The sequence below is a fragment of the Ramlibacter sp. genome (genome assembly GCF_036676645.1).
Lineage (GTDB): Bacteria > Pseudomonadota > Gammaproteobacteria > Burkholderiales > Burkholderiaceae_C > Ramlibacter.
Genome location: NZ_JAKFCM010000093.1, coordinates 12,957 through 36,742, shown reverse-complemented (window position 1 = coordinate 36,742; position 23,786 = coordinate 12,957). Strand labels below are relative to the sequence as shown.

Genomic DNA, 23,786 nt, shown 5'->3' with positions numbered 1-23,786 from the left:
GGGGCCACTTTGACGTTCCTCAATCGACCAGCAGGGCTCCTGCGGTGCGGTGGCTGGCGGTGTCGACCAGCACCAGCGACCCCGGCCCGCGGGCCCGATCGAACGGCCGGACGGCCAGCGGCTCCTGCAGCACCAGCTCGATGCGGCCGATCGCATTGGGCTCGAGCTGTTCGGCCGCTTGCGGCTGCAGCGTATGGACGTCCAGCCGGTGCACGACGCGGCGCACGCGCGCCTTCACCCAGCGGTGCCCGTGCAGCGCCCAGTAGGCCCGGCCCGGGGGCAGCGGCTGGTCGTCCAGCCAGGCCACGGTGCCGCTCAGTTCGCGGGACGGCTCGGGCGCCTCGGGCGCCAGCAGCCAGTCGCCACGGGACACGTCCACCTCGCGGTCCAGCACCAGGCCGGCGCTGTGGCCGGCCGCGACCTCGCGGGGTCGGCGCACCCCATCCAGCACCTGCGCCACGGTCGCGGCCTGCCCGGAGGGCATCACCCGCACGGACTGGCCGGGTCGGACGGCGCCGGTGGCGACCCGGCCCCAGAACACCCGTCGACCCTGGCCCGTGCCGGCGCCGTCGGGCGCCTTCTCGACCCATTGGACCGGGAGGGCGAAGGCTTCGCCGGTTTCCGCCGCCGTGACCGGCAGCGATTCGAGGCACTGCAGCAGGGAAGGGCCGACATGGCCGCACCAGCCCGGGGACGGTTCGACCACGTTGCGGCCCTGGAGGGCGGAGATCGGCACCACCGCACGTGCCGCCAGGCCGGCCGTTTCGCCGAAGCGCCGCAGCGCGGCCTCGATGCGGCTGAACGCCAGCGCCGGATCCTGCACCGCGTCCAGCTTGTTCACGGCGAACACGATCGAGGGCACGCGCAGCAGGTGGGCCAGCAGGGCATGGCGGTGGGTCTGCGGCAGCAGGGCCGGCTCGCCGGCCTGCCACGGAAGCTTGGTCGCATCCACCAGCACCACGACGGCATCGGCCGCCGAGGCCGCCGTGACCATGTTGCGCGTGTACTGCTCGTGGCCGGGGGCGTCGCCGATGATGAACTTGCGCGCCGGCGTGGCGAAGTAGCGCCAGGCCACGTCGATGGTGATGCCCTGCTCGCGTTCGGCTTGCAGGCCATCGGTGAGCAGTGCCAGGTCGGTGGCCCCGGCGCGCTGCACGCCGGCCAGCTGGTCCTGCAGCACCGCCTTGCTGTCCACCAGCAGGCGCCCGATCAGTGTGCTCTTGCCATCGTCGACCGAGCCGGCGGTGATGAAGCGCAGCGGGGCGGCATGCGCTTCGTCGATGACGGGAACCGGGGTGCTCGCATCCATCAGAAGTACCCGTCCTTCTTGCGCTTTTCCATCGACGCATCCGACGTCCTGTCGTCCATGCGGGTGGCGCCGCGCTCGCTCACCTCGACCGCGAGGGTCTCGAGGACGACGTCCGAGGCGTTCGCCGCCGTGCTCGCCACGGGGCAGGTGCAGGTGATGTCGCCCACGGTGCGGAAGCGCACCGTGCGGACGGCGGCCGCCTCGCCCTCGCGCGGGGGCGTCAGCGCCGTCACCGGCACCAGCAGGCCCCTGCGTTCGACCACGGCGCGCTGGTGCGCGTAGTAGATCGACGGCAGCTCGATGCCTTCGCGCTCGATGTATTGCCACACGTCCAGTTCGGTCCAGTTCGAGATCGGGAACACGCGGAAGTGCTCGCCCGGGTGCAACCGGGTGTTGAACAGCGTCCACAGCTCGGGGCGCTGGCTCTTGGGCTGCCACTGGCCGAAGCCGTCGCGGTGCGAGAACACCCGCTCCTTGGCCCGCGCCTTTTCCTCGTCGCGGCGGGCGCCGCCGATCAGCGCATCGAAGCGGAATTCCTCCACCGCCTCCAGCAGCGTCACCGACTGGTGCGGATTGCGCGGCTCGTCCGGCCGGGACAGTCGCACCGTGCCGCGCCGCATCGAATCCTCCACGCTGCGCACGATCAGCTGCGCGCCCAGTTGAGCGGCACGCCAGTCCCGGAACTGCGTGACTTCGGGGAAGTTGTGCCCGGTGTCGATCATCAGCAGCGGATACGGGATGCGGCCGGCGCCGAAGGCCTTCTCGGCGCAGCGCAGCAGCACCAGCGAATCCTTGCCGCCGGAAAAGAGCAGCGCCGGCCGCTCGAAGGCGCCCGCCACCTCGCGCAGGACGAAGATCGCCTCTTCCTCCAGCGCATCGAGGTGCCGGTTGCCCAGGCGGGCGAGCAGGCGGGATTCGACCCGGGCATTCATGCGGCTTCTCCTTCCGGTTTCACATGCAGGCCGCACTCCTTGGCGGACTCGTTCTCCCACCACCATCGCCCCGCGCGGAAGTCCTCGCCCAGGCTGATCGCGCGTGTGCAGGGCGCACAGCCGATGCTGGGGTAGAAGTTGTCGTGCAGCGGGTGGTAGGCGATGCCCTCGGTGGCGATGCAGTGCCAGACGTCGCCCCAGGTCCAGTCGGCCAGGGGGTTGAACTTGATGCGCGGCTCGCTGGTGTCCACCAGGGGCACGTCCGCGCGGGCAGCCGATTGCTCGCGGCGCAGGCCGGTGATCCAGGCGCGCTGCCCTTCCAGCGCGCGCTGCAGCGGCTCCACCTTGCGGACATGGCAGCAGGCCTTGCGAAGCTCGACGCTGCGGTACATCGCATCGCGGCCCTCGCGGTCGACGAAGCGCGCGAGCGCCGCTGCGTCCGGCCGGTACACCTGCACCGGTACTTGCAGCGTGGCCTTCAGCCGGTCGACCATTTCCAGCGTCTGCGCATGCAGCATTCCGGTGTCGAGCACGAAGACCGGGATGTCCAGCTCCAGTTGCTGGACCAGGTGGGTGATCACCATGTCCTCGGCGCCCAGGCTGCTGGCCTGCTTCAGCGGGGCGTGCGCGCGGGCCGCCTGCACCAGCAGCGACCGGGCCTGCGCCAGCCGGGCTTCGTAGCCGGGCGACGGTCGTGCGTACAGCTCGGTCGCGCGCATCAGGCCGCGCTCCGGAAGCGCGGGCGGCCGCCGCCGGCGTCGCCCTGGTAGAAAGCCGCGAAGCGGTCGAACTGGCGCTGCGCGTGCGCCGGATCCTGGTCGGCGCGCAGCACCGCGCTGGAAAATCCGCTGCGCTGCATCAGCAGCAGCTGGTCGACCAGCACCGCGCCGACGGCGCGGATCTCGCCGGCGAAGCCGCGCCGCCGCAGCGCCCAGGCCTGGCTGTAGGCGCGCCCGTCGGTGAACCTGGGGAACTCCAGTTCGATCACGCGCGCGCCGTCGAATGCGAGATCGTCGACGTCGCGGTCGTTGCCGATCCGCAGCACGTCCGGCTCCTCGCCGGTCCCGGCGTACTCCTGTGCGGTCAGGATCCGGAGGGTGCGCCGTGTCATGCGATCTCCTTCTCGGCCAGGCGCACGGCGTTGGCTGCGGCCTTGAAGGGCTCGACGCCGATGCGCCGCACGGTGGCGATGAAGGTTTCCAGCCGGCCGTCGGCGACGATCCGTTCGCGGCGATAGGTGTCCAGCAGCGCCTCGACCACCAGCGGCACTTCGGCGGCACTGAAAGACGGGCCCAGCACCTTGCCGGGGCTGGCCCGGCCGGACGGCCCGGAGCCGTCCGCGCCCCCGACCGTCACCTGGTACCACTCGCGCCCGTCCTTGTCCACGCCCAGGATGCCGATGTGGCCGGCGTGGTGGTGGCCGCAGGAGTTGATGCAGCCGGAGATGTTCAGGTCGATCTCGCCGAGGTCGTGTTCCTCGTCCAGGTCCTGGTAGCGCTGGGTGATGGCTTCGGCGATCGGCAGCGAGCGCGCGTTGGCCAGCGAGCAGAAGTCGCCCCCCGGGCAGGCAATCATGTCGGTGAGCAGGCCGATGTTGGGCCGCGCCAGCCCCAGCTTGCGGGCCGCCGCCCACAGTTCGGGCAGGTCGTCATGGTGCACCCAGGGCAGCAGCAGGTTCTGCTCGTGCGTCACGCGTGCCTCGCCCGACGAGAAGCGGTCGGCGAGCTCGGCCGCCGCCTCGAGCTGCTGCGCGTTGGCGTCGCCCGGCGCCTGGCCGAGCCGCTTGAACGAGAGGGTCACGGCCCGCACGGACGGATCGCGGTGCGCGTGCACGTTGCGCTGCAGCCAGCGGTCGTAGGCCGGATCGGCCTCGGCATCCGCGCGCACGATCTCGTGCAGGCGCAGGTCCTTCAGCAGCGGGCGTACCGACGGGGCCTCGAAGCAGGCCGCGACCCGGTCGAACTCGGCCTGCGTGATGGTGTGCGCGGCGCCGCCTGCGACGATGCGGGCGAACTCCTCCTCGACCGCGTCGATGTAGTGCTGGCCTTCGGCCTTGACCAGGATCTTGATGCGCGCCTTCCACAGGTTGTCGCGCCGGCCATAGCGGTTGTAGGCGCGGATCACTGCCTCGACGTAGTTGAGCAGCTGGTCCCAGGGCAGGAACTCGCGCACCACGGCTCCGATGATCGGTGTGCGGCCCATGCCGCCGCCGACCTGGACGCGAAAGCCCAGCTCGCCCGCCTCGTTGCGATGCAGCTGCAGGCCGATGTCGTACCAGCCGAGCGCCGCCCGGTCCTCGCGCGCGCCGTTGATCGCGATCTTGAACTTGCGCGGCAGGAAGGAGAACTCCGGGTGCAGCGTGCTCCACTGGCGCAGGATCTCGCAGAACGGCCGCGGGTCGGCGATCTCGTCCGGCGCGATGCCGGCCAGTGCGTCGGCGGTGATGTTGCGCACGCAGTTGCCACTGGTCTGGATCCCGTGCATGTTCACGCTGGCCAGCAGGTCCATGACGTCGGCGCTGCGCACCAGCGGGATCCAGTTGAACTGCACGTTGGTGCGGGTGGTGAAGTGCCCGTAGCCGAACTTGAGCCGGCTCGCCACCGGCGTGCCGCCGGGCACCGGCACCTCGCCCAGCGCCAGCTGCTGCGCCTGGGCACGCCGCAGCAGCTCGGGGTCGGGCTGGTCGAACTCGCGCGCGATCCGGGCCAGCACGCGTAGCTGGGCACTGGAGATCTCGCCGTAGGGGACGGCGATGCGCAGCATCGGGGCGTAGCGCTGGATGTACCAGCCGTTCTGCAGCCGCAGCGGGCGGAAGTCCTCTTCGGCCAGCTCGCCGGCCAGGTGGCGCTCGAGCTGGTCGCGGTACTGCGCGGCACGCGCATGCACGAAGGCGCGGTCGAACTCGGTGTAGCGGTACATGGGGCGCGACTCTAGAAGGGGCCCCCGCGGCGACCAACGATTTTTTTCTTCGCCGCTTATCCGGATATGCATATGCGGCGGCCTTGCCGCCCACCGCAGCACCGAAGCCGCCCCGGGGTGCCCCCGCGCGAGCAGCGGCCATAATCCGCGGCGAAAGCCGAGGAGCCGATGCAGAGGGTTTTCGTCAAGGTGCTGGGTTTCAGCGATGTCGAGCGGGAGGCGCTGGACACCCTGTTGCGCCTGTCCCAGGAGCGTGACGTCGGATACGCCTTGTGGACCCCCGGCTGCGGCGGCGTGGCCCGGGTCGCACTGCTCGACAGCGACTCGCACGCAGCGGGGCTCGAGTTCGAGTCAGCCGGCAACCCCGACCTGAAGCAGATCTGGATCGGCCCGGGAGCGCCCGATCACGCCTGGCGCCGCTTCGAGCGGCCCATCCACTGGACCGACGTCATCGCGGCCATGGACCAGCTGTTCCTGCCTGCGCCCGAACTGGACTTCGACCTGGGCGACCCGCCGGAAGCCCAGGACACCTTGCCCCCCGAGCCCGGGCCGCCGTCCAGGCGTGCACTGATCGCCGGCGCCGATCGCGACGAGCGCCTGTACCTGCGTGCCCGCCTGGCGCTGGCCGGCCTGGCGCAGGCCGACGATGCCGCCACGGTCGCGGACGCACTGGAACTCGCGAACCTGAACCGCTACGAGATCGCGGTGGTGGATTTCGCGCTGGCCGGCGCGGCCGGATGGAGCTTCGTGCGCCAGTTGAGGGCCGCCGGTCAGGGCATCCCGCACCTGATCGTCACCAAGGAATGGGTGTCACCCGGCGACAAGGCGCGCGTCCTGTGGGGCGGCGGGCCGGCGCTGTTGGCCAAGCCGCTGGATCCGGGCAAGCTCAAGGCGTTGCTGGCACACGTGTAGCACCCGCGGCGGGGCGGCCCGCATCCAGGGCGGCGGCCAGCCTGGGCGGCAGCGGCATCGGTTCGCCGTGCAGGCGGGCCGCCAGCAGTTCCGCGCACAAGGCCGCGAAGGTCAGGCCGCGCGAGCCCAGTGCCGTGCAGACCCACAGGCCCGGTTCGACTTCCCCCACCAGCGGTCGCCGGTCGCCGGACGCGCAGCGCACGCCGGTCCAGGCGCGCACCGCGCCGCTTTCGAACTGCGGCGCCAGCCGCTCGGCCGCTTCCGGCAGCAGGAGGCGAAGACGCTCCAGGTTGGCCAGGTGTTCCCCGGGCCGCACGTCCAGCGAGCGGTCGGCACGGACATAGGTGGAGCCGCACAGCCAGGCGCGGCCTTCGGGCAGGGCGACTTCGGGCAGGAAGTGGCCCTTGCCGTTGTGCGGGTGCGCGGCCAGCGGCGGGCCCTCGTCCAGCAGGTTCCAGCTCACCTGGCCGCGCACGGGATGCAGGCGGATCGGGCGCGCCGGCGCCGGGCCGGCCGGCGGCAGCAGGTCGGCGGTGTGCAGGGCGGCGGCCAGCACGGCCAGGTCGGCCTGCGCGAGCACCCGGCCGCCGGAGCCGATCGCCTGCCATCGGTCATCGCGCCGCTCGACTCGTGCGACAGGCGTGTCGCCCTGCCATTCGATGCCGGGCCCGGCCAGCCACGCCTGCACCAGCGCGGCGGGTCGCACCCAGGCCGCGGCCCCATGCCAGAGCGCTGCGGGTTGCGCGTCGCGCGGCCGTTGCCAGTCCTCCTGGCCGGGGCCCAGCTCGGGCAGCCGGCCCGGGTCGAAGCGGTGCTCCAGCACGCCGGTGGGCTGCCAGTCGCGGCCCGCCTGCAGCCGCATGCGGGCCTGCTGCAAGGCGATGCGAACGCCGGCGCGGGACAGGCGCGACAGCAGGTTGTCGTCGGGCGAGGTGTGCGGGGCCAGCAGGCCGGCCGGCAGGGCCGAGGCGCCGGCGGCGGGATGCGCGGCGGCATCGAGCAGCTGCACGCGCCAGCCGCGGCGGGCCAGGCTGGCGGCCACCGAAGCGCCGGCCAGGCCGCTGCCGACGACGAACGCGCTGGCGGCGGGGCCGCGCGCCTGCGGCGGCGGATGCTTCAGGGTCCAGCGAGGCTCGAACCGGGCCCGCAGGCATTCGCGCTTGGGCGGCAGCCCCGCCGCCTTCTCCACGGCGAACCCGCACTGCTGCAGGTCGCGGCGCACCGGCCCGGCGACGGTCCAGGTGGCCAGGCCGGTGCCGCGCCGGCAGCAGCGCGCGACGGCCTTGAGCGTGGCCAGTTCCCACATGGCCGGGTTGCGCTGGGGATCGAAGCCGTCCAGGAACACGGAATCGGCCGCGAAGGCCTGCTCGCGCAGCATGGCCCGGGCCTCGCCCACGCACAGCGTGAGCAGCACGCGCCCGCCCTCGAACTGCAGCCGGTGGAAACCGGACACCAGGCCCCACCATTGATCGGCCAATTCACGCGCCAGCGGCTGCAGTTCGGGCGCGTCGGCGGCGCCGCGCAGCAGGTCCTGCGCCGACACCGGCCAGGCCTCCACGGAGACGAAATGCAGCAGGCCCGGTCGCCGCGGATCGTCCTTCCAGGCGCGCCAGGCCGCCAGGAAGTTCAGGCCCAGGCCGAAGCCCGTTTCGAGGATGCGCCACTGCGGCTGGCCGGCCCACGCCTGCGGCAAGCCGCAGCCGCCCAGGAACACGTGGCGCGCCTGCGCCAGCGCGCCGCTGCGGCTGCGGTAGATGTCCTCGAACCGGGGGCTGCGCGGCGTGCCGTCAGGCGACCACTCGACCGGTTCGGCCACGACGGCGTCCGGTCAGCGCGTGGGCGGGACGTAACCCTGCGCGACGTCGGCGCCGCTGCCGAAGAAATGCTGCTCCATCTGGCGCTTGAGGTACTCGCGCGCACGCTGGTCGGCCAGGTTCAGCCGGTTCTCGTTCACCAGCATGGTCTGGTGCTTCAGCCAGTCCTGCCAGGCCTGCTTGCTGACGCTCTGGTAGATGCGCTTGCCGAGCTCGCCGGGGTAGGGCGGGAAGTCGAGGCCCTCGGCTTCGCGGCCGAGCTTGATGCATTGGACGGTGCGCGCCATCGGCGCCTCCTGCTGGACAAAAGGGGGATCCGCCGACTGTATCAACATCCCCGGCGGCGCCCGCGCGTCAGCACCGCTCACACCCCACGGCTGCGCGGGATGTTGACCCGTGCCGCCGGCCCGGCCGGGGTTCTCCGGTATCGTGGCGCATTCCCATCCGCAAACGCCCCATCCCCATGACCACCTTCGACATCGGCGACATCGTGAAGGGCCTGCGCGCGGCACGCAGCGACTGGCGCGAATCGCAGGGCCGCGCGCGCGAGAACGGCGGGCGCGAATTGCCGTCGCCGCAGGCGCTGGAACGCATCGTCGAACAGATCAAGGGCGCGCTCTTTCCGATGCGCCTGGGCCCGCCCGACCTGCGCAACGAAGCCGAGGACTTCTACGTCGGCCACACGCTGGACGCCGCGCTGCGCGGGCTGCTGGCGCAGGCGGTGCTCGAGGCCTGCCAGGCGTCCCGGCGCGGCGACGGGCTCACCGAAGGGGTGAAGGAGCGGGCCGCCGGCATGGTGCGCGAGTTCGCGCAGTCCCTGCCCGCCATCCGCCGCATGCTGGACACCGACGTGCTGGCCGCCTGGCAGGGCGACCCGGCGGCGCGCAGTGTCGACGAGGTCCTGCTGTGCTATCCGGGCGTGCTGGCGATGATCCACCACCGCATGTCCCATCGGCTGTACGAACTGGGCCTGCCGCTGCTGGCCCGCATCGTCTCGGAGATCGCGCACAGCCGCACCGGCATCGACATCCATCCCGGCGCGACGATAGGCCCCGGTTTCTTCATCGACCACGGCACCGGCGTGGTGATCGGCGAGACCTGCGTGATCGGCGAGCGGGTGCGCCTCTACCAGAACGTCACGCTGGGCGCCAAGCGCTTCCCGGTGGGCGAGGACGGGCAGCTCACCAAGGGGCTGCCGCGGCACCCCATCGTGGAAGACGACGTGGTCATCTATGCCGGCGCCACCGTGCTGGGCCGGGTGACCATCGGCAGGGGCGCCGTCATCGGCGGCAACGTCTGGGTCACGCACGACGTGCCGGCCGGCGGCAGCGTTGCCCAGGCGCGCAACGACGAGGGCCGCGGACTGAGCTGAAGGCCGGATCGCCGTTGCAGGGCAGTGCCTTGCGACAGTTCTTGCGCAAGGTTTCGCTGGCCGGCGTCCGCGCGGCGTGGCGCCCAGAATCGCCACTCGTCCCCCGCAACCCGGAAATGGAGCACCCATGGCCAACAACTACCGCATCGCCGTCCTGGTCGGCAGCCTGAGAAAGGATTCCTTCAATCGCAAGCTGGCGCACGCCCTGTTCAAGATGGCGCCCGGCGAGTTCAGCTTCCAGGAGTGCGCCATCGGCGACATCCCGCTCTACAACCAGGACCTGGACGGCAACATGCCCGAGCCGGTCAAGCGGCTCAAGGGCGAGATTGCCAATGCCCAGGGCGTGCTGTTCGTGACGCCCGAGTACAACCGGTCCGTTCCGGGCGTGCTGAAGAACGCCATCGACAGCGCCTCGCGGCCCTATGGCCAGAGTGCCTTCGCTGGCAAGGCGGCCGGCGTGATCGGCATCTCGGTCGGCGCGCTGGGCACTTCGATGGCGCAGCAGCACCTGCGCAACACGCTGGCCTACCTGGACATGCCCACCCTGGGCCAGCCCGAAGCCTTCGTGCAGGCCAGGGACGGCCTGTTCGCACCCGACGGCGGCATCGGGATCGAGGACACCAAGAAGTTCCTGCAGGGTTGGATGAACACCTACTGCGAGTGGGTCCGGAAGCACGCCAAGGCCTGATCCCGGCCCTGCAACTCAGGGTGTGCTGAAGGACCTCGGCCGGGCCCGTTCGATCGCCTCGGCGTAGACCGCCTCGTACCGGCGCGCGCTGGCGGCCCAGCCGAAGTCGCGGCGCATGCCGTTGGCCTGGATGCGCCCCCAGTCGGCCGGACGCTCCCAGGTCGCGCGGGCCCGGGCCAGCGCGTCGGCGAACCCGGCCGAGTCGGGCGATCGCATGACGAAGCCGGTGCCGGTCTCGGGGGCCAGCGTCGCATCCAGCACCGAATCCACCAGCCCGCCGGTGCCCCCCACCAGCGGCGGCGTGCCATAGGCCTGGCTGTACATCTGGTTCAGCCCGCAAGGCTCGAAGCGCGAGGGCATCAGGAAGCAGTCCGCCCCGGCCTCGATCAGGTGGGCGAGCGCTTCGTCGAAGCCGAAGTTCACGCTGACGGCGCGCGGCGCCCGGTCGGCCGCGTCCTGCAGTTGTCGTTGCAGCTGCGGCTCGCCGCTGCCCAGCAGGACCAGCTGGCCGCCGGCCTGCAGCAAGGGCTGCAGGCCTTCCAGGACCAGGTCGATGCCCTTCTGCGCGGTCAGGCGGCTGACCAGCCCGAACAGCATCGCGTTCGGGTCCGGCAACAGCCCGCAGCGGGCCTGCAGGGTGGCCTTGTTGCGCGACTTGCCCGACAGGTCCCCGGGTCCGTAGCGGTGCGGCAGCAATGCGTCCGTCGAGGGGTTCCACACCGCGCCGTCGATGCCGTTCAGGATGCCGGTGAGCCGGTCCGCGCGGCTGCGCAGGACGCCGTCCAGTCCTGCGCCGAAGGCGGGGGTCTGGATTTCCTGCGCGTAGGTCGGGCTGACCGTGGTGATGGCGTGCGCGAACTGCAGGCCGGCCTTGAGCATCGACAGCTGCCCCCAGAACTCGACGCCCTCGATGCCGCGCCAATGGCGGGGAATGGCCAGCAGGTCCGCGTGCTCCAGGTCGAACACGCCCTGGAAGGCGAGGTTGTGGATGGTGACCACGCTCGCCGCCACCGGCCGGTGCGCGTCCTGCTCGCGCGCGTGCGCCAGGTACAGCGGCGCCAGGCCGCAGGGCCAGTCGTTCGCATGCACCAGGTCGGCCTGCCAGCCCTCGACCGGGCTCGCGGCGGTGCCGAGCAGCGCGGTAATCCGGCTGAGGAAGCCGAAGCGGATGACGTTGTCGGGGTACTCGTGGCCGCCGCTGTCCACGTAGGGACCGCCGGCGCGCTGGTACAGCGCCGGGCAGGCCAGGAGCAGCAGGGGGACGCCGTTGTCCGCCCTCACCGGCAGCAGCTGGGCGGCCGGCCAGGGCCCGTCGGCGGGCAGGTCGATGCCGTCACCCAGTTCGCCGCTGACCTTCATGCCGCGGTAGGCGGGCAGCAGCACGCGCACGTCGTGCCCGAGGGCCGCCAGCGCAGCGGGCAGCGCGCCGCTGACGTCGCCCAGTCCGCCGGTCTTGACGTAGGGCGCGCATTCGGGCGTGGCGAACAGAACGTTCATGCAGGGTCCTCTCCGGTGAGCGCCACCAGCACGGCAAAGGGCAGGCCGGCCGCCCCGGCGAAGAGTGCCTCCAGGTCCGGCACCGCCCCGTCGACCGCACCGACGCAGTGCCCGGTGAGTGCGTTGCGCCAGCCGGGCCAGTGCGCGAGCGCGGCGGCTTCGGGCGACCGCAGGCGCGTGCCGCGCCAGAGCGCAGGGCCCCAGCGCGATTCGTCGTTGCCGCACAGGCTGCAGGCCAGGCGTGCGGCCACCACGAGCACGGCATCGCCCCCGTGCGTCCGCGCGAAGGCGATCGCATGCCCGCCCGCGGGACCCTCCACCGGCAGCGGAAGGTAGGCGCCCTCGCGGAACAGCTGCGGCCGCTGCCGGCGCAACTGCAGCAGCCGCCAGGTGACCAGCTGCTTGATCCGGCCGTCGTCCATGTGCGCCTGCAGGGTGGCCCAGAGGGGCGCAGGCGCGATGCCGGCCACGCAATGGGCCCGCAACTGCGCCAGCGAGCGCGCGAGCTCGCCGAAATCCACGGGCCGGCGGTTGTCGGGGTCGACCAGGCTGAAGTTCCAGCGCTCGCACCCCTGGTAGATGTCCGGCACACCGGGCGACGTGAACTTGATCGCGAGCTGCGCCAGGCTGTTGCGAAAGCCCCAGGGCGCGATCCGCGCGGTGAAGCGTTGCAGTTCGTCGGCGAAGGGATTGGGGCCGGGCTTCAGCACCGCGTCGACGTAGCGCGCGAGCGCCCCTTCGTAGGCCTCGTCCGGCGCGATCCAGCTGGTGCGCTGCTTGGCTTCCCGCGCGGCCTTGCGCAGGTAGGCCTGCAGGCGTTCGCGCAGCGTTTCGCGCGCCTGCGCATGCGGCTCCTGCGCCGGCCACAGCCCGGCCAGGGTCTGGAACAGCAGCCAGATGTCGTTGCGGCTCGGTGCCGGCCCCGCGTCCGTGTCGCTGACGAACGGCTCGGCCCGGCCGGCCCAGCGCTGCACGGCCTCCAGCCAGGTGTGCGGCTGCTCGGAGAGCACGTCGATGCGCGCGCGCAGGTCCTCGCCGCGCTTGCTGTCGTGGGTGGACGTGGCCAGCAGGCAGTGCGGCCGGTGCCGTGCGCGCGACAGGTTGGCGGCGTGGAAGTCCGCCACCGACACGCCATAGGCCGCCGGATCGCCGCCGACCTCGTTCAGCGAGACCAGCCTCAGGGAGCGGTAGAACGCCGTGTCCTCCACCGCCTTGGCCATCACCGGGGCGGTGAACTGCTGCCAGCGCGCGAGGAAGCGCGCGCGCTGGGGTGCCGGCACGCCGGCCGCTTCGCCCTCGCCGAGCAGCACCTCGCGCACATGGTCCAGCACGCCCGCCTCGGATCCCCCCAGCCGGCGGCGCGCCGCCGCGACGGCCCGGTCGATGTGGTGCCGGTCGGCGGCGCTCGGCGGCTCGTCCGCGCGCAGGTAGGTGCGGTAGACCGGGAAGCCGGCCGCGATCTCGGCCAGCGCCAGCCGCAGCCGGTTGCGCGTGAAGTCGCAGCGGCGGCGGTTCGCCCGCGTGATGCGGTGGATCGCCTCCACCAGCCAGTTCAGTTCCGAGAACAGCGAGCTGCCGATGATCAGGCGCCGGCACTGGTACGCGATCTCGGCGAAGTCCTCGCGCACGCCGGTGAACGCGCGGTAGCCCTCGTCCATGGCCGCGACCCGGCCGGCATCCACGAACAGGCCGTTGGCGAGGGCCGCGAAGCGGTAGCCGGTATCGCCGTGCACCGGCCAGCGGTGCGGCAGCGGCTCCTGCCCGGCCAGGATCTTCTCGATCACCAGGTACAGCGCGCGCGGCTCGCGCCCGGCCACTTCGGCCTGGCGGGCATGGCGCGCCTGCAGCCGCTCGAAGTACTGCTGCGGATCCGACAGGCCGTCGGGGTGGTCGATGCGCAGCGCATCCAGGTGCCCGTCCTGCAGCCACTGCAGGACCCGCGCATGCGTGGCCTCGAACACCTCCGGCCTTTCCATGCGCAGCGCGGCCAGCGTGTTGACATCGAAGAAGCGCCGGTAGTTGACGTCGTCGCTGGCGACGTGCCAGTCCGCCAGCCGCCAGGCCTGGCGGGCGACCAGCCGGTCCAGCCGGTCGAAGCTGGCGGCGTCGCCCGGGGTGCCGTCGAAGCGCTGCAGGCAGGCGGCGATCCACTGCGCCAGCCAGTCGTTGCGGGCGACCAGGCGGGCCAGGTTGCGCTGGTAGATCGCGGCGTCGCGCACGCGCGCGCGCCGCTCGCCCTCGTCGGCACCGTCGCGCGGCGGCAGCCGCCCGAAGGAGGCGAGCAGCGACGCCACCACCGCCTGGCTGTCGCTTTCGACCTCGTCCTGCGCCGGTGGCGGCGGCAGCACGCCGAAGATGTCGGGGTAGGTGGCCGGATCGAGCGGGAACCGGTGGTTCCAGTGGCGCAGCTCGAACGCGCCGGCCTGGGCGTCGAAGTGCAGCCGCAGCTCGCCCGACTCCAGCACCCGGCCGTAGTGGTCGCCCAGCACCGGCAGCAGCACGCGCCCGCGCATCTCCGGCGCCGCCGGATCCCACTCGATGTCGAAGGTGCGGGCATGGGCCGAGGCCTGGCCGTGCTCCAGCACTTGCAGCCACCAGGCGTTGTCGGCCTCCAGCACGCCCATGTGATTGGGCACCAGGTCCAGCATCTGCCCCATGCCGTGCCGGCGCAACGCGCGGCACAGGCGGTCGAAGTCGTGCTCGTCGCCCACCTCGGGGTTGAGCGCCGAGTGATCCACGATGTCGTACCCATGGGTGCTGCCGGGGCGGGCCCGCAGGAAGGGCGAGCTGTACAGGTGGCTCACGCCCAGGGCATCCAGGTAGGGCACGGCTTCGGCCACGTCGGCAAAGCGGCAGTCCTCGTGGAACTGCACGCGGTAGGTGGCGACGGGAATCCGGGCCGTTTCGAGGGCCGGCAGCTCGGGGGCCGCCGATTCGGACGGGGGGCCGCTGCGCTCGGCCCGCATCACGGCGGCGACGGCAGCGAAGCGCTCGTCGCGGGCCAGGTCCTCGAGCGCGACGCCTGCCTTGCGCCGCCAGTTGGGGCACTGGTCCTCGGTGGTCCCGGGCACGTTGACCTGCAGCCGCTGGCCGGTCACGTCCTCCAGTTGCACGGCCGCCAGCCAGCACGGCGTGCGCGCCAGGAAGGCATGGACCGCGGCCACGAAATCGGCGGTGGCGTCGGGCAGGGAGGTCGGCTGGGCGGTCGCTTCGGCCGGCAGCAGCCGCTCGTGCTCCAGGGCCAGCAGCAGCCGGGCGCGGTCCCGGGCGCGGTCGAGCACGGCCTGCTCGCGCCGGGCCGCGTCCGGGAACAGGCCCAGCCGCGCCAGCACCTCCAGGTCATCGCCCAGCCAGAAGCCCCGCAGGGTCGGCAGGTCGTGCGTGCTGGCGACGGCCAGCGCCTGCGGCGGCCAGTCGGCCGGCGGCCGGAAGGCGCCGTCGGGTGTGCGCTCGAACAGCAGGGGCCGGTACGACAGCAGGCCGCGCTCGCGCATGGCGTCGCGCATCGCCGGGGCCACGTTGCCCAGGTCCTCGCCGATCACCAGGCATTGCTGGCGGTGGCTCTCCAGCACCAGGATGCCCAGCAGGTCCTGCAAGGGGTAGCTCACGTAGGTGCCGCCCTCGGCGCCGATCCAGAACAGGCGCATCAGCGCCATCACGTGGTCGAGCCGCAGGGCGCCGCCGTGCCGCATGTTGGCCCGCAGGATCTCGATGAAGGGTTGGTAGCGCGCGGCCCGCAGCTGCACCGGATTGACGGGCGGCAGCCCCCAGTTCTGGCCCTGGGTGTTCAGCGGGTCGGGCGGCGCGCCCACTTCCATTCCCAGCGCGTAGAGCGATGGCCGGGCCCAGGTTTCGGCGCCGCCGGGATTGGCGCCGACCGCCAGGTCGCAGTACAGGCCCAGGCCCATGCCGCGCGAGCGCGCGTGCCGCTGCACCGACTCGAGCTGCGCATCGGCCAGCCACTGCAGCCAGAAGCGGTAGCGGATCGCCGCCGCATGGCTGCGGCGGAACTCGCGCACCGCCTCGCCGTGCGGATCCCGGTAGTGCTCCGGCCAGGCGGGCCAGCCCCACGCGCCGGCATCGGCGGCCTGCAGGTGCGCCTGCAGGGCCTCGAACAGCGCGTGCGGGCCGAGGGTGGCCTCGCGCTCGTGCATGAAGCGGGCAAAGGCCTGGCCGCGTGGCGTGGAGCCCTTCGATTCGTGCTGTTCGAAGTGGCGCCACAGCAGGGCCAGCATCTCCTCCTTGGCGGCCGCCACGCCGGTGTAGTCGACCAGCTCCGTTTCGCGCAGCCGCCGCAGGCGATCCTGGAACGCCTCGTCATGCAGCTTGCGAAGGGCCTCGTCGCAGCCGGACACCTCGGCCAGGGCCTGCACGTCCAGGAAGATCGGATTGAACGCGCTGCGGCTGGAGGGGCTGTACGGACTGGCGGCTTCCGGCCGCTGCGGGAACAGCGCGTGCAGCGGCGACAGGCCGATGAAGGACGCGCCATGCCGCGCCGCCGTGTCGACCAGCCGGCGCAGGTCGCCGAAGTCGCCGATGCCCCAGTTGCGCGCGGATCGCAGGGCATACAGCTGGACCGTACACCCCCACCAGCGCTCGCCCTGCAGCAGGGCGGCGGGCGCCCAGCCGCGCTGCGGGGCGACCACGAGCAGGCAGCCGGGTTCCGGCTCGCCCGCCAACGCGAGTTGCCAGTAGCCGATCGGCAGGTCGGCGGGCAGGGCGATGACGCACTCGTTGTCCTCGACGGCGACCTCGCCCTCGCGCGCGGAGGAGGAGGGTGGTTCGTGCGGGGCGAGCCGCCATCGTGCGCCGGCCGCGGTGCGGCCGGGCCACGCAATGCGGATCGGCTCGCCCTGGACGCAAACGTGCACCGGGGGCAAGGCCGGCGGCTGCGGCGGCCGCCGGCCGTCCGCACCCATGCAGGCCAGGGCGCGGGCCAGGACGGCGTCCGGCACCGGCTGGTCCTCGCCCCAGAACGTGGTGTAGCGCAGCGCGACGCCGTACTGCTCGGCCCGCTGCGCCAGGTCGGCAACGGAGCCGGCGGTCATTGCGTGATCTCGGCGCCCAGGCGCCAGCGGGCGGACCAGGCCGGCCAGGTGCCTGCGGCCGTGTCGGCCGGCCAGCGGTGGCGATGGACTTCCTGGGCCTCCACCGGCCCGGGCCGCTGGGCCGGCACGTCCAGCGGCTGCGGCCCCAGGTTGACCTCCAGCGACAGCACCAGGCCGTCCCGGTAGCGCCACTGCACGGCCAGCCCGGAGCCGCCGACGCGCTGGGCCGTGTGCTGGCCGGTGAGCAGTTGCCCCTGCCGCGGGACGATCCATTTGCGGCGCGCCGCGAGGGCACTGCGCACCATGTCGCGCCAGCGCCGGCCCGCCTCGCTGTCGTGCTCCTGCCGGGTCGGCCGGCTGGCCTCGAAAGTCGCCGCGCTGCAGGGATCCGGCAGCGGCACCGGCTGCCCGTCGACGCGGCGCGCGACATGGCCGAACTCGCGCCGGCGGCCTTCCTGCACGGCCTTCCTCAGCTCGCCGTCCCAGTCCGCGAAGTACAGCCAGGGCCGCGTGCTGCCGGACTCCTCGCCCAGGAACAGCAGCGGCACCGCGGGCGTCAGCAGCGCCAGCAAGGTGGCCAGCGGGGCCGCGTCCGGTCCTGCCAGCGCGGCCAGCCGCTCGCCGAACGCGCGGTTGCCGGCCTGGTCGTGGTTGTGGGCGAAGTTGACCAGCGCCGGCAAGGGCTGCGGCGGCGCCGGACGCGGATCCTGGCGGGCGCCGCCGGGCTTGCGCGGGCTGGCCTCGAACAGCAGGCCGTGCGTGAGCGCGCGCCCCAGCAGGTCCAGCGCAGCTTCGCCGGGCGCCTGCGCGTAGTCGCGGTAGTAGCCGCCGCCTTCGCCGGTCAACGCCACGTGCAGTGCGTGGTGGAAGTCGTCGTTCCACTGGGCGTCGTAGCAGCCGGGCTCGGGTGTCGAAGACAGCCGCTGGTAGTGGTTGTCCGCGTTCTCCAGCACCAGGTGCACGTGCCGGCCCGGCGTGGCGGCCCGAACGCGCGAGGACAACTCCTGCAGGATGTGCGGGGTGCCTGCGTCGTGGATCGCGTGCACTGCGTCCAGCCGCAAGCCGTCGAAGCGGTATTCGGTCAGCCAGTACAGCGCGTTCTCGATGAAGAACTCGCGCACCGGGCGGCTGTGCGGCCCGTCGAAGTTGATCGCGGCCCCCCACGGACTGCCGTGCGTGCTGGAGAAGAAGCCGGGCGCATAGCGGTGCAGGTAGTTGCCGTCCGGCCCGAAGTGGTTGTAGACCACGTCCAGGAACACCATCAGCCCCAGCCGGTGGGCCTGCTGGATGAGGCGCTTGAGCGCCTCCGGCGTGCCATAGGGGGCATGCGGGGCAAAGGGCAGCACGCCGTCGTAGCCCCATCCGAAGCGGCCCGGGAAGGCGCCCAGCGGCATCAGCTCGATCGCGGTGACGCCCAGTTCCGCCAGCTCCGGCAGGCGGGCCTGCGCGGCCGCGAAAGTGCCTTCCGGCGTGAAGGCGCCCACGTGCAGTTCGTACAGCACGGCCTCGTGCCAGGGCCGGCCGGTCCAGTCCTCGTCCCATTCGAAGGCCAGGGGGTCGACCACCACGCTGGGCTGGTGCACGCCCTGCGGGTTGTGGCGCGAGGCCGGGTCCGGGACCATCAGCCGATCGTCGATGCGCCAGTGGTAGGGCGTGCCGGCGCCGGCCTGCGGCACGTGGCAGTCCCACCAGCCCTGCGCGTCGCGCCGGGCCGGCAGCAGCCGGGGGGCCGCGCCGGCTGCGTCGTACAGCGCCAGCTGGGCTTGCCGGGCGGCCGGCCCCCACAGGCGGAAATCCACGCCGCCGCCTTCGGGCAGGCTGGCGCCGAAGCGCATCGCATGCGCGCACCTCATTGCGCCCGCCCCTCGACCAGCACCGCCATGGCGTGCGATTCCAGTTCGATCCGGGCCAGCGGCTCCACCCGCTCGGCTTCGGCATGCGGGAAGTGGCCCTGGCCGGTGTCCACGCGCACCCGCCATTCGGCCAGGGCGCCGATTTCCGGCAGGGTGAAGATCACCGCCTCGTCGGACGCGTTGAACAGCAGCAGCACGCTGGGGCTGGGGAGGCCGTCCACCGGTGTGAAGCGCCCGTCGAACAGGGCCGCCACGCAGCGCACCGCCGGATTGGTCCATTCCTCCTCGGTCATGGGCAGCCCCCACACGCTGTACCAGCCGAGGTCGCGCCGGTCGGCCTCGTCGGGTTGCCCGGTGGTCCAGCGGTCGTCGCGCAGCACCGGCAACTCGCGCCGCAATGCCACCATGGCCTGGGTGAAGTCGAGCAGCGGGTCCTGGCGCCGGGCCTCGCTCCAGTCGAACCAGCTCACCGGGTTGTCCTGGCAATAGGCGTTGTTGTTGCCGGCCTGGGTGCGCCCCATCTCGTCGCCGCCCAGCAGCAGCGGCACGCCGCGGGAGCAGAACAGGGTGGCGAGGAAGTTGCGCTTCTGGCGCTCGCGCAGGGCCAGGATCTCCTCGTCGTCGGTCTCGCCCTCCACGCCGCAGTTCCAGCTGCGGTTGTGGCTCTCGCCATCCCGGTTGTCCTCGGCATTGGCTTCGTTGTGCTTGTCGTTGTAGCTGACCAGGTCGGCCAGCGTGAAGCCGTCGTGCACCGTCACCAGGTTGATGCTGGCGGTCGGCCCGCGCCGGGAGGGTGCATAGATGTCGGCCGAGCCCGCCAGCCGCGCCGCGAACTCCTGCACCGCCCCGTCGGTGCCGCGCCAGAACTCGCGCACGGCATCGCGGTAGCGGCCGTTCCACTCCGACCAGCCGGGCGGGAAGCCGCCGACCTGGAAGCCGTTGTCGCCGATGTCCCAGGGCTCGGCGACCAGCTTCACCTGCCGCAGCACGGGATCCTGTGCGACGGCCGCCAGGAAGGGCGACCGGTGGTCGAAGTCGTACGCTGCGTTGCGCGCGATGGCCGGCGCCAGGTCGAAGCGGAAGCCATCGACGTGCATGTCCTCCACCCAGTAGCGCAGGCTGTCCATCACCAGCCGCAGCGTGGCCGGGTGGCTGGTGTCCAGCGTGTTGCCGGTGCCGGTGACGTCGTCGTAGTAGCGGCGGTCCTGCGCCAGGCGGTAGTACGACGCGTTGTCTATGCCCTTGAGGAACAGGGTGGGGCCGAGGTGGTTGCCTTCGCAGCTGTGGTTGTAGACCACGTCCAGGATCACCTCGATCCCGGCCGCATGCAGCGCCTTGACCATGCGCTTGAAATCGTCGGGATCCCCGTCGGCGCAGTAGCGCGGCTCGGGGGCGAAGAAGGCCACGCTGTTGTAGCCCCAGTAGTTGGCCAGGCCGAGGTCGATCAGCCGGCGCTCGTCGTTGAAGGCGTGGACCGGCAGCAGCTCGACCGCGGTGACGCCCAGCCGCTTGAAATGCGCCAGGGCGGGCGCGCTGGCCAGGCCGGCGAAGGTGCCGCGCAGGGCCTGCGGCACCTCGTCCATCAGCCGGGTGAAGCCGCGCACATGCACTTCGTAGAACACCGTGTCGGCCATGGGTGTGCCGGGGCGCCGGTCGTCGCCCCAGTCGAAGGCCGTGTCCAGCACCACGCACTTGGCGGCGCCCGCGGCGTTGTCCACCGTGTCCATCGCCAGGTCGCGGGCGGGCCCGCCCAGCGTGTAGCCGTACTGCCAGGCGCCGCCGCGCAGGGGCCGGTCGAGCGCCCGTGCATGGGGGTCCAGCAGCAGCTTGTGGGGATTGCAGCGCAGGCCCTGGGCGGGCTGGTAGGGGCCCTGCACGCGCAGCCCGTAGCGGGTGCCGGCGGGCAGGCCCGGGACCAGGCCGTGCCAGACGTCGCCGGTGCGGCAGGGCAGGGCCAGCCGGCGCACCTCCCGGGTGCCGGTGCGGTCGAACAGGCAGACTTCCACCTTGTCGGCCACGCTGGAGTACACGGCGAAGTTGACGCCCCGCGCGTCCAGCGTGGCGCCGAGCGGGCAGGGGCGGCCCGGCTCGCACGTGTCCGGCAGCTGCGCTTCGGTCGGGTGCAGGTGGGCGGCGGCGGCCGCCACCCTCATGCAACCACCTCCAGCCTGCGCTTGCCTGCGCTCACGGCGCCGCGCTGCGTGCTGGCGTGCCGGGCCCCGGCGCGGAAGTAGCCGGCCGGCACCACCACGACGCCGTTCTCGCTGACGTGGAAGCGGCGCCGGTCCTGCGCCAGGTCCGCGCCGATGCGCTCGCCCGGCGGGACGTCGTTGTCCTGGTCGATGATGGCGCGCCGGACCTGGGCGCCGCGGCCGATCCGCGAGCCCTCCATCACGATGCAGTGCTCGAGGTGCGCGTCGCGCTCGACATGCACGGACCGGCGCAGCATCGCGTGGTCCAGGGTGGCGCCGTCGACGACGCAACCGGAGCCGACGATGGAGCGGTGGATCACGCCATTCTCGATCTGGGCCGATTCGGCCTCGTCCGGGCTGGCGTAGATCGGCCAGCGCGGGTTGCTCATGCGAAAGCGCGGCGCTGCGCCCAGGGTGTCGAAGTGGGCGTCGAAGTAGGCGTCGATCGTGCCGACGTCGCGCCAGTAGGCGTGCTCCTCGTAGGGCTGGAGGCCCGGGATGTGGTTGCTTTCGAAGTCGTAGGCCACCAGCTTGTGGCTGCCCACCATGGCCGGCAGGATGTGCTTGCCGAAATCGCTGGTGCCGTTCTCGTGCATCCGGCGCAGCTGCTGCAGCAGCACGTCGGTGTCGAAGATGTAGTTGCCCATCGAGGCCAGCGCATGGGTGCGGCTGCCGGGCATGGGCCCGGTGCGGGCGGGCTTTTCCTTGAACTCGGTGATGCCGTTGGAATCGTCGATCCCGACGATGCCGAACTGGCTGCACTGGGTCAGCGGCACCGGCAGCGTCGCCACGCTGGCGTGGGCGCCGCTCTGGCGGTGGAAGTCGACCATCTGGCGCACGTCCATGCGGTACACGTGGTCGGCGCCGAACACCGCCACCAGGTCGGGCTTCATGCTCTCGATCAGGTGGATGTTCTGGTAGACGGCGTCGGCCGTGCCCTGGAACCACTCGGGGCCGTTGCGCATCTGCGGCGGCACGCAGGTGATGAAGTGCTGCGGCATGAAGCGCGCCATCGCCCAGGTCTGGCGCACGTGCTCGATCAGCGACTGCGACTTGTACTGCACCAGCAGGTAGGTCGACCAGATCTCCGAGTTGACCAGGTTCGACAGCACGAAGTCGACGAGGCGGTGCTTGCCGTTGAAGGGCACCGCCGGCTTGCAGCGGTTGGCGGTCAGCGGATGCAGGCGGGAGCCTTCGCCGCCGGCCATCACGAAGGCCAGTACGTTCCGGTGGGCGGTCATGGGTTGTCTCCTCCAGGGGCAGATGCGTCGTCGGATTGCGGCCGTTCGCCGACGAGCACCAGGGTGGCCAGGGGTGGCAAGGTCAGTGAGGCGCTGGCGGGCAGGTCCGCCAGGGGTTGCTCGTCCGCGGCTATGCGTCCGAGGTTGCCCATGCCGCTGCCGCCGTACCAGGCGGCATCGCTGTTGAGCAGCTCGCGCCAGGCGCCGGCATGGGGCAGCCCCAGCCGCAGCCCGTGGCGCGGCTCGGGGGTCATGTTGCACACCGCGACGACCGGCGCGTCGCCGGCCGCGCCGCGGCGCAGGAAGGCCAGCACCGTCTGCGGCTCGGGCGTGTCCACCGGCAGCCAGGCGAAACCCTCGGCGTGGAAGTCGTTCACGTGCAGCGCAGGCAGGCTGCGGTAGGCGCCATTGAGGTCGGCCACCCATCGCGCCACCCCGGCGTGCAGCGGCCGCGCCCAGAGGTGCCAGTCGAGGGTGCGCTCGTGGTGCCATTCCTGCACCTGGGCGAACTCGCCGCCCATGAACAGCAGCTTCTTGCCGGGGTGGGTCCACATCAGGCCGTACAGCGCGCGCAGGCCGGCGAAACGCTGCCACTCGTCGCCCGGCTGGCGCCCGAGCAGGCTGCCCTTGCCATAGACGACTTCGTCGTGCGACAGCGGCAGCACGAAGTTCTCGTTGAAGGCATAGACGGAGGAGAAGCGGATGTCGTCGCCGTGCCAGCGGCGGAAGAAGTGCGGCCGCTGCATGTAGCGCAGCGTGTCGTTCATCCAGCCCATGTTCCACTTCATGCCGAAGCCCAGGCCGCCGTGGTGGACCGGTCGCGAGACGCCTGCCCAGGCGGTGGACTCCTCGGCGATCATGTGCACGTCGGGAAAGGCGGCGTACACCGCGCTGTTGAGGTCGTGCAGGAAGCGCACCGCCTCCAGGTTCTGGTTGCCGCCGTGCGAATTGGGAATCCACTGGCCGGGCTCGCGCGCGAAATCCAGGTACAGCATGGACGCGACCGCGTCGACGCGCAGGCCGTCGAAGTGGTACTTCTCCAGCCAGAACAGCGCGTTGCTGATCAGGAAGTCGCGCACCTCGTAGCGGCCGTAGTTGAAGATCAGGCTGTTCCACTGCGGGTGATAGCCCATGCGCGGATCGGCGTGCTCGTACAGCTCGGTGCCGTCGAAGCGGACCAGCGCGTGCCAGTCCGACGGGAAGTGCGAGCCGACCCAGTCCAGGATGACGCCGATGCCCTGCTGGTGCAGGGTGTCGACCATCACCATCAGGTCCTGCGGCGTGCCGTAGCGCGCGGTCGGTGCGTAGTAGCCGGTGGTCTGGTAGCCCCAGGAGCCGTAGAACGGGTGCTCGGCGACCGGCATCAGTTCCACGTGGGTGAAGCCCAGGGTGCGGCAGTGCGAAGCCAGGCGCACTGCGATGTCGCGGTAGTTCAGGACGCGGCCATCCTCCTCGCGCTGCCACGAACCCAGGTGCACTTCGTAGATCGAGATCGGCTGGCGGTGCGACTGTCGCCAGCCGCGCCGTGCCATCCACTCGCGGTCCCCCCAGTCGTGCGACAGCTCCCAGATCTGGGAGGCGGTGCCGGGCGGGTGCTCGGCGCGGAAGGCATAGGGATCGGCCTTGTCCATCCATTCGCCGCGCGCGGCCTGGATCCGGTACTTGTAGTAGTCGCCCGCGCGCGCGCCCTCGACACGGCCGTGCCAGAGGCCGCTGCCGTCCTCCAGCTTCTGCAGCGGCTCGCCATGCCAGCCATTGAAGCTGCCCGCCACGTACACGCCTTGCGCATTGGGGGCCCAGACCGTGAAGCGCGTGCCTGTGCCGTCCGGGTGGGCGCCCATCACCTCGAACTGCCGGTGATGGTGGCTCGGTCGCGCTGCGCGCTGCTGCACGCCCGGAACGGGGGAGGCGACTGCGCCGGGGAAATCGTGGCTGGCCGTCATGTTCCGTAACTTGCGTGTGCAGAGAATTGCTGTGCGCACTGCGCAAAGCATGACGGAACGCCCGGC

At 72.0% G+C, this 23,786-nt stretch carries 16 protein-coding genes; 3 read left to right on the top strand and 13 right to left on the bottom strand.

The annotated features are described in order from the left end of the window. Positions 1-19 precede the first annotated feature (19 nt). Genes V6M57_RS13620 through V6M57_RS13600 form a run of 5 tightly spaced genes read right to left on the bottom strand, consistent with a single transcriptional unit; the run spans position 20 to position 5,160 of the window. Positions 20-1,309, bottom strand: coding sequence for a sulfate adenylyltransferase subunit 1 (locus tag V6M57_RS13620; RefSeq protein ID WP_332815540.1), 1,290 nt, complete (start codon positions 1,307-1,309; stop codon positions 20-22). Continuing rightward, positions 1,309-2,241, bottom strand: a complete 933-nt coding sequence (cysD, locus tag V6M57_RS13615; protein ID WP_332815539.1) for a sulfate adenylyltransferase subunit CysD — start codon at positions 2,239-2,241, stop codon at positions 1,309-1,311. The genes V6M57_RS13620 and cysD overlap by 1 nt, the downstream gene beginning before the upstream one ends. After that, on the bottom strand, positions 2,238-2,960 hold the full coding sequence (locus V6M57_RS13610) for a phosphoadenylyl-sulfate reductase (protein ID WP_332815538.1): 723 nt from the start codon (positions 2,958-2,960) through the stop codon (positions 2,238-2,240). Before V6M57_RS13610 ends, cysD begins: the two co-directional genes overlap by 4 nt. Beyond that, entirely contained in the window at positions 2,960-3,352 is a 393-nt protein-coding gene (locus tag V6M57_RS13605) for a DUF934 domain-containing protein (RefSeq protein WP_332815537.1), read from the bottom strand. Before V6M57_RS13605 ends, V6M57_RS13610 begins: the two co-directional genes overlap by 1 nt. Then, positions 3,349-5,160, bottom strand: coding sequence for a nitrite/sulfite reductase (locus tag V6M57_RS13600; protein ID WP_332815536.1), 1,812 nt, complete (start codon positions 5,158-5,160; stop codon positions 3,349-3,351). The genes V6M57_RS13605 and V6M57_RS13600 overlap by 4 nt, the downstream gene beginning before the upstream one ends. 168 nt (positions 5,161-5,328) lie before the next feature. Between V6M57_RS13600 and V6M57_RS13595 the strand changes: the two genes are divergently transcribed. Beyond that, positions 5,329-6,072, top strand: coding sequence for a response regulator (locus V6M57_RS13595; protein WP_332815535.1), 744 nt, complete (start codon positions 5,329-5,331; stop codon positions 6,070-6,072). Here V6M57_RS13595 and mnmD read toward each other — a convergent pair. Together mnmD and V6M57_RS13585 are read right to left on the bottom strand one after the other, a co-directional pair. Continuing rightward, positions 6,047-7,888: a tRNA (5-methylaminomethyl-2-thiouridine)(34)-methyltransferase MnmD gene (mnmD, locus tag V6M57_RS13590; protein WP_332815534.1), complete on the bottom strand. Its 1,842-nt coding sequence runs from the start codon at positions 7,886-7,888 to the stop codon at positions 6,047-6,049. The genes V6M57_RS13595 and mnmD overlap by 26 nt on opposite strands. A 12-nt stretch (positions 7,889-7,900) precedes the next feature. Continuing rightward, positions 7,901-8,173, bottom strand: coding sequence for an oxidative damage protection protein (locus V6M57_RS13585; RefSeq protein ID WP_332815533.1), 273 nt, complete (start codon positions 8,171-8,173; stop codon positions 7,901-7,903). 176 nt (positions 8,174-8,349) lie between these two features. On the opposite strand from V6M57_RS13585, the gene epsC reads away from it, so the two are divergent. Beyond that, complete coding sequence (epsC, locus tag V6M57_RS13580; protein WP_332815532.1) at positions 8,350-9,258, top strand: serine O-acetyltransferase EpsC; 909 nt, start codon at positions 8,350-8,352, stop codon at positions 9,256-9,258. A 127-nt stretch (positions 9,259-9,385) separates the two neighbouring features. Then, positions 9,386-9,946, top strand: a complete 561-nt coding sequence (locus tag V6M57_RS13575) for an NADPH-dependent FMN reductase (RefSeq protein WP_332815531.1) — start codon at positions 9,386-9,388, stop codon at positions 9,944-9,946. A gap of 15 nt (positions 9,947-9,961) precedes the next feature. Here V6M57_RS13575 and glgA read toward each other — a convergent pair whose 3' ends face one another. From glgA to glgB, 6 genes are read right to left on the bottom strand one after another with little or no spacing between them, the layout of a single operon-like run. After that, a complete protein-coding gene (gene glgA, locus V6M57_RS13570; protein ID WP_332815530.1) occupies positions 9,962-11,443 on the bottom strand; it encodes a glycogen synthase GlgA in 1,482 nt (493 codons plus the stop codon). Continuing rightward, positions 11,440-16,491: a malto-oligosyltrehalose synthase gene (locus V6M57_RS13565; protein WP_332815529.1), complete on the bottom strand. Its 5,052-nt coding sequence runs from the start codon at positions 16,489-16,491 to the stop codon at positions 11,440-11,442. Before V6M57_RS13565 ends, glgA begins: the two co-directional genes overlap by 4 nt. Further along, positions 16,488-18,344, bottom strand: coding sequence for a malto-oligosyltrehalose trehalohydrolase (treZ, locus tag V6M57_RS13560; RefSeq protein WP_332815528.1), 1,857 nt, complete (start codon positions 18,342-18,344; stop codon positions 16,488-16,490). The genes V6M57_RS13565 and treZ overlap by 4 nt, the downstream gene beginning before the upstream one ends. Continuing rightward, positions 18,341-20,497: a glycogen debranching protein GlgX gene (gene glgX / locus V6M57_RS13555; RefSeq protein WP_332815527.1), complete on the bottom strand. Its 2,157-nt coding sequence runs from the start codon at positions 20,495-20,497 to the stop codon at positions 18,341-18,343. Before glgX ends, treZ begins: the two co-directional genes overlap by 4 nt. Further along, positions 20,494-21,777 (bottom strand): glucose-1-phosphate adenylyltransferase, encoded by a 1,284-nt coding sequence (locus V6M57_RS13550; protein ID WP_332815526.1) that lies wholly within the window; start codon positions 21,775-21,777, stop codon positions 20,494-20,496. The genes glgX and V6M57_RS13550 overlap by 4 nt, the downstream gene beginning before the upstream one ends. Next, the gene (glgB, locus tag V6M57_RS13545) at positions 21,774-23,720 is read right to left on the bottom strand and encodes a 1,4-alpha-glucan branching protein GlgB (RefSeq protein WP_332815525.1); all 1,947 of its coding nucleotides are present in this window, start codon (positions 23,718-23,720) and stop codon (positions 21,774-21,776) included. The genes V6M57_RS13550 and glgB overlap by 4 nt, the downstream gene beginning before the upstream one ends. Positions 23,721-23,786: the final 66 nt, after the last annotated feature.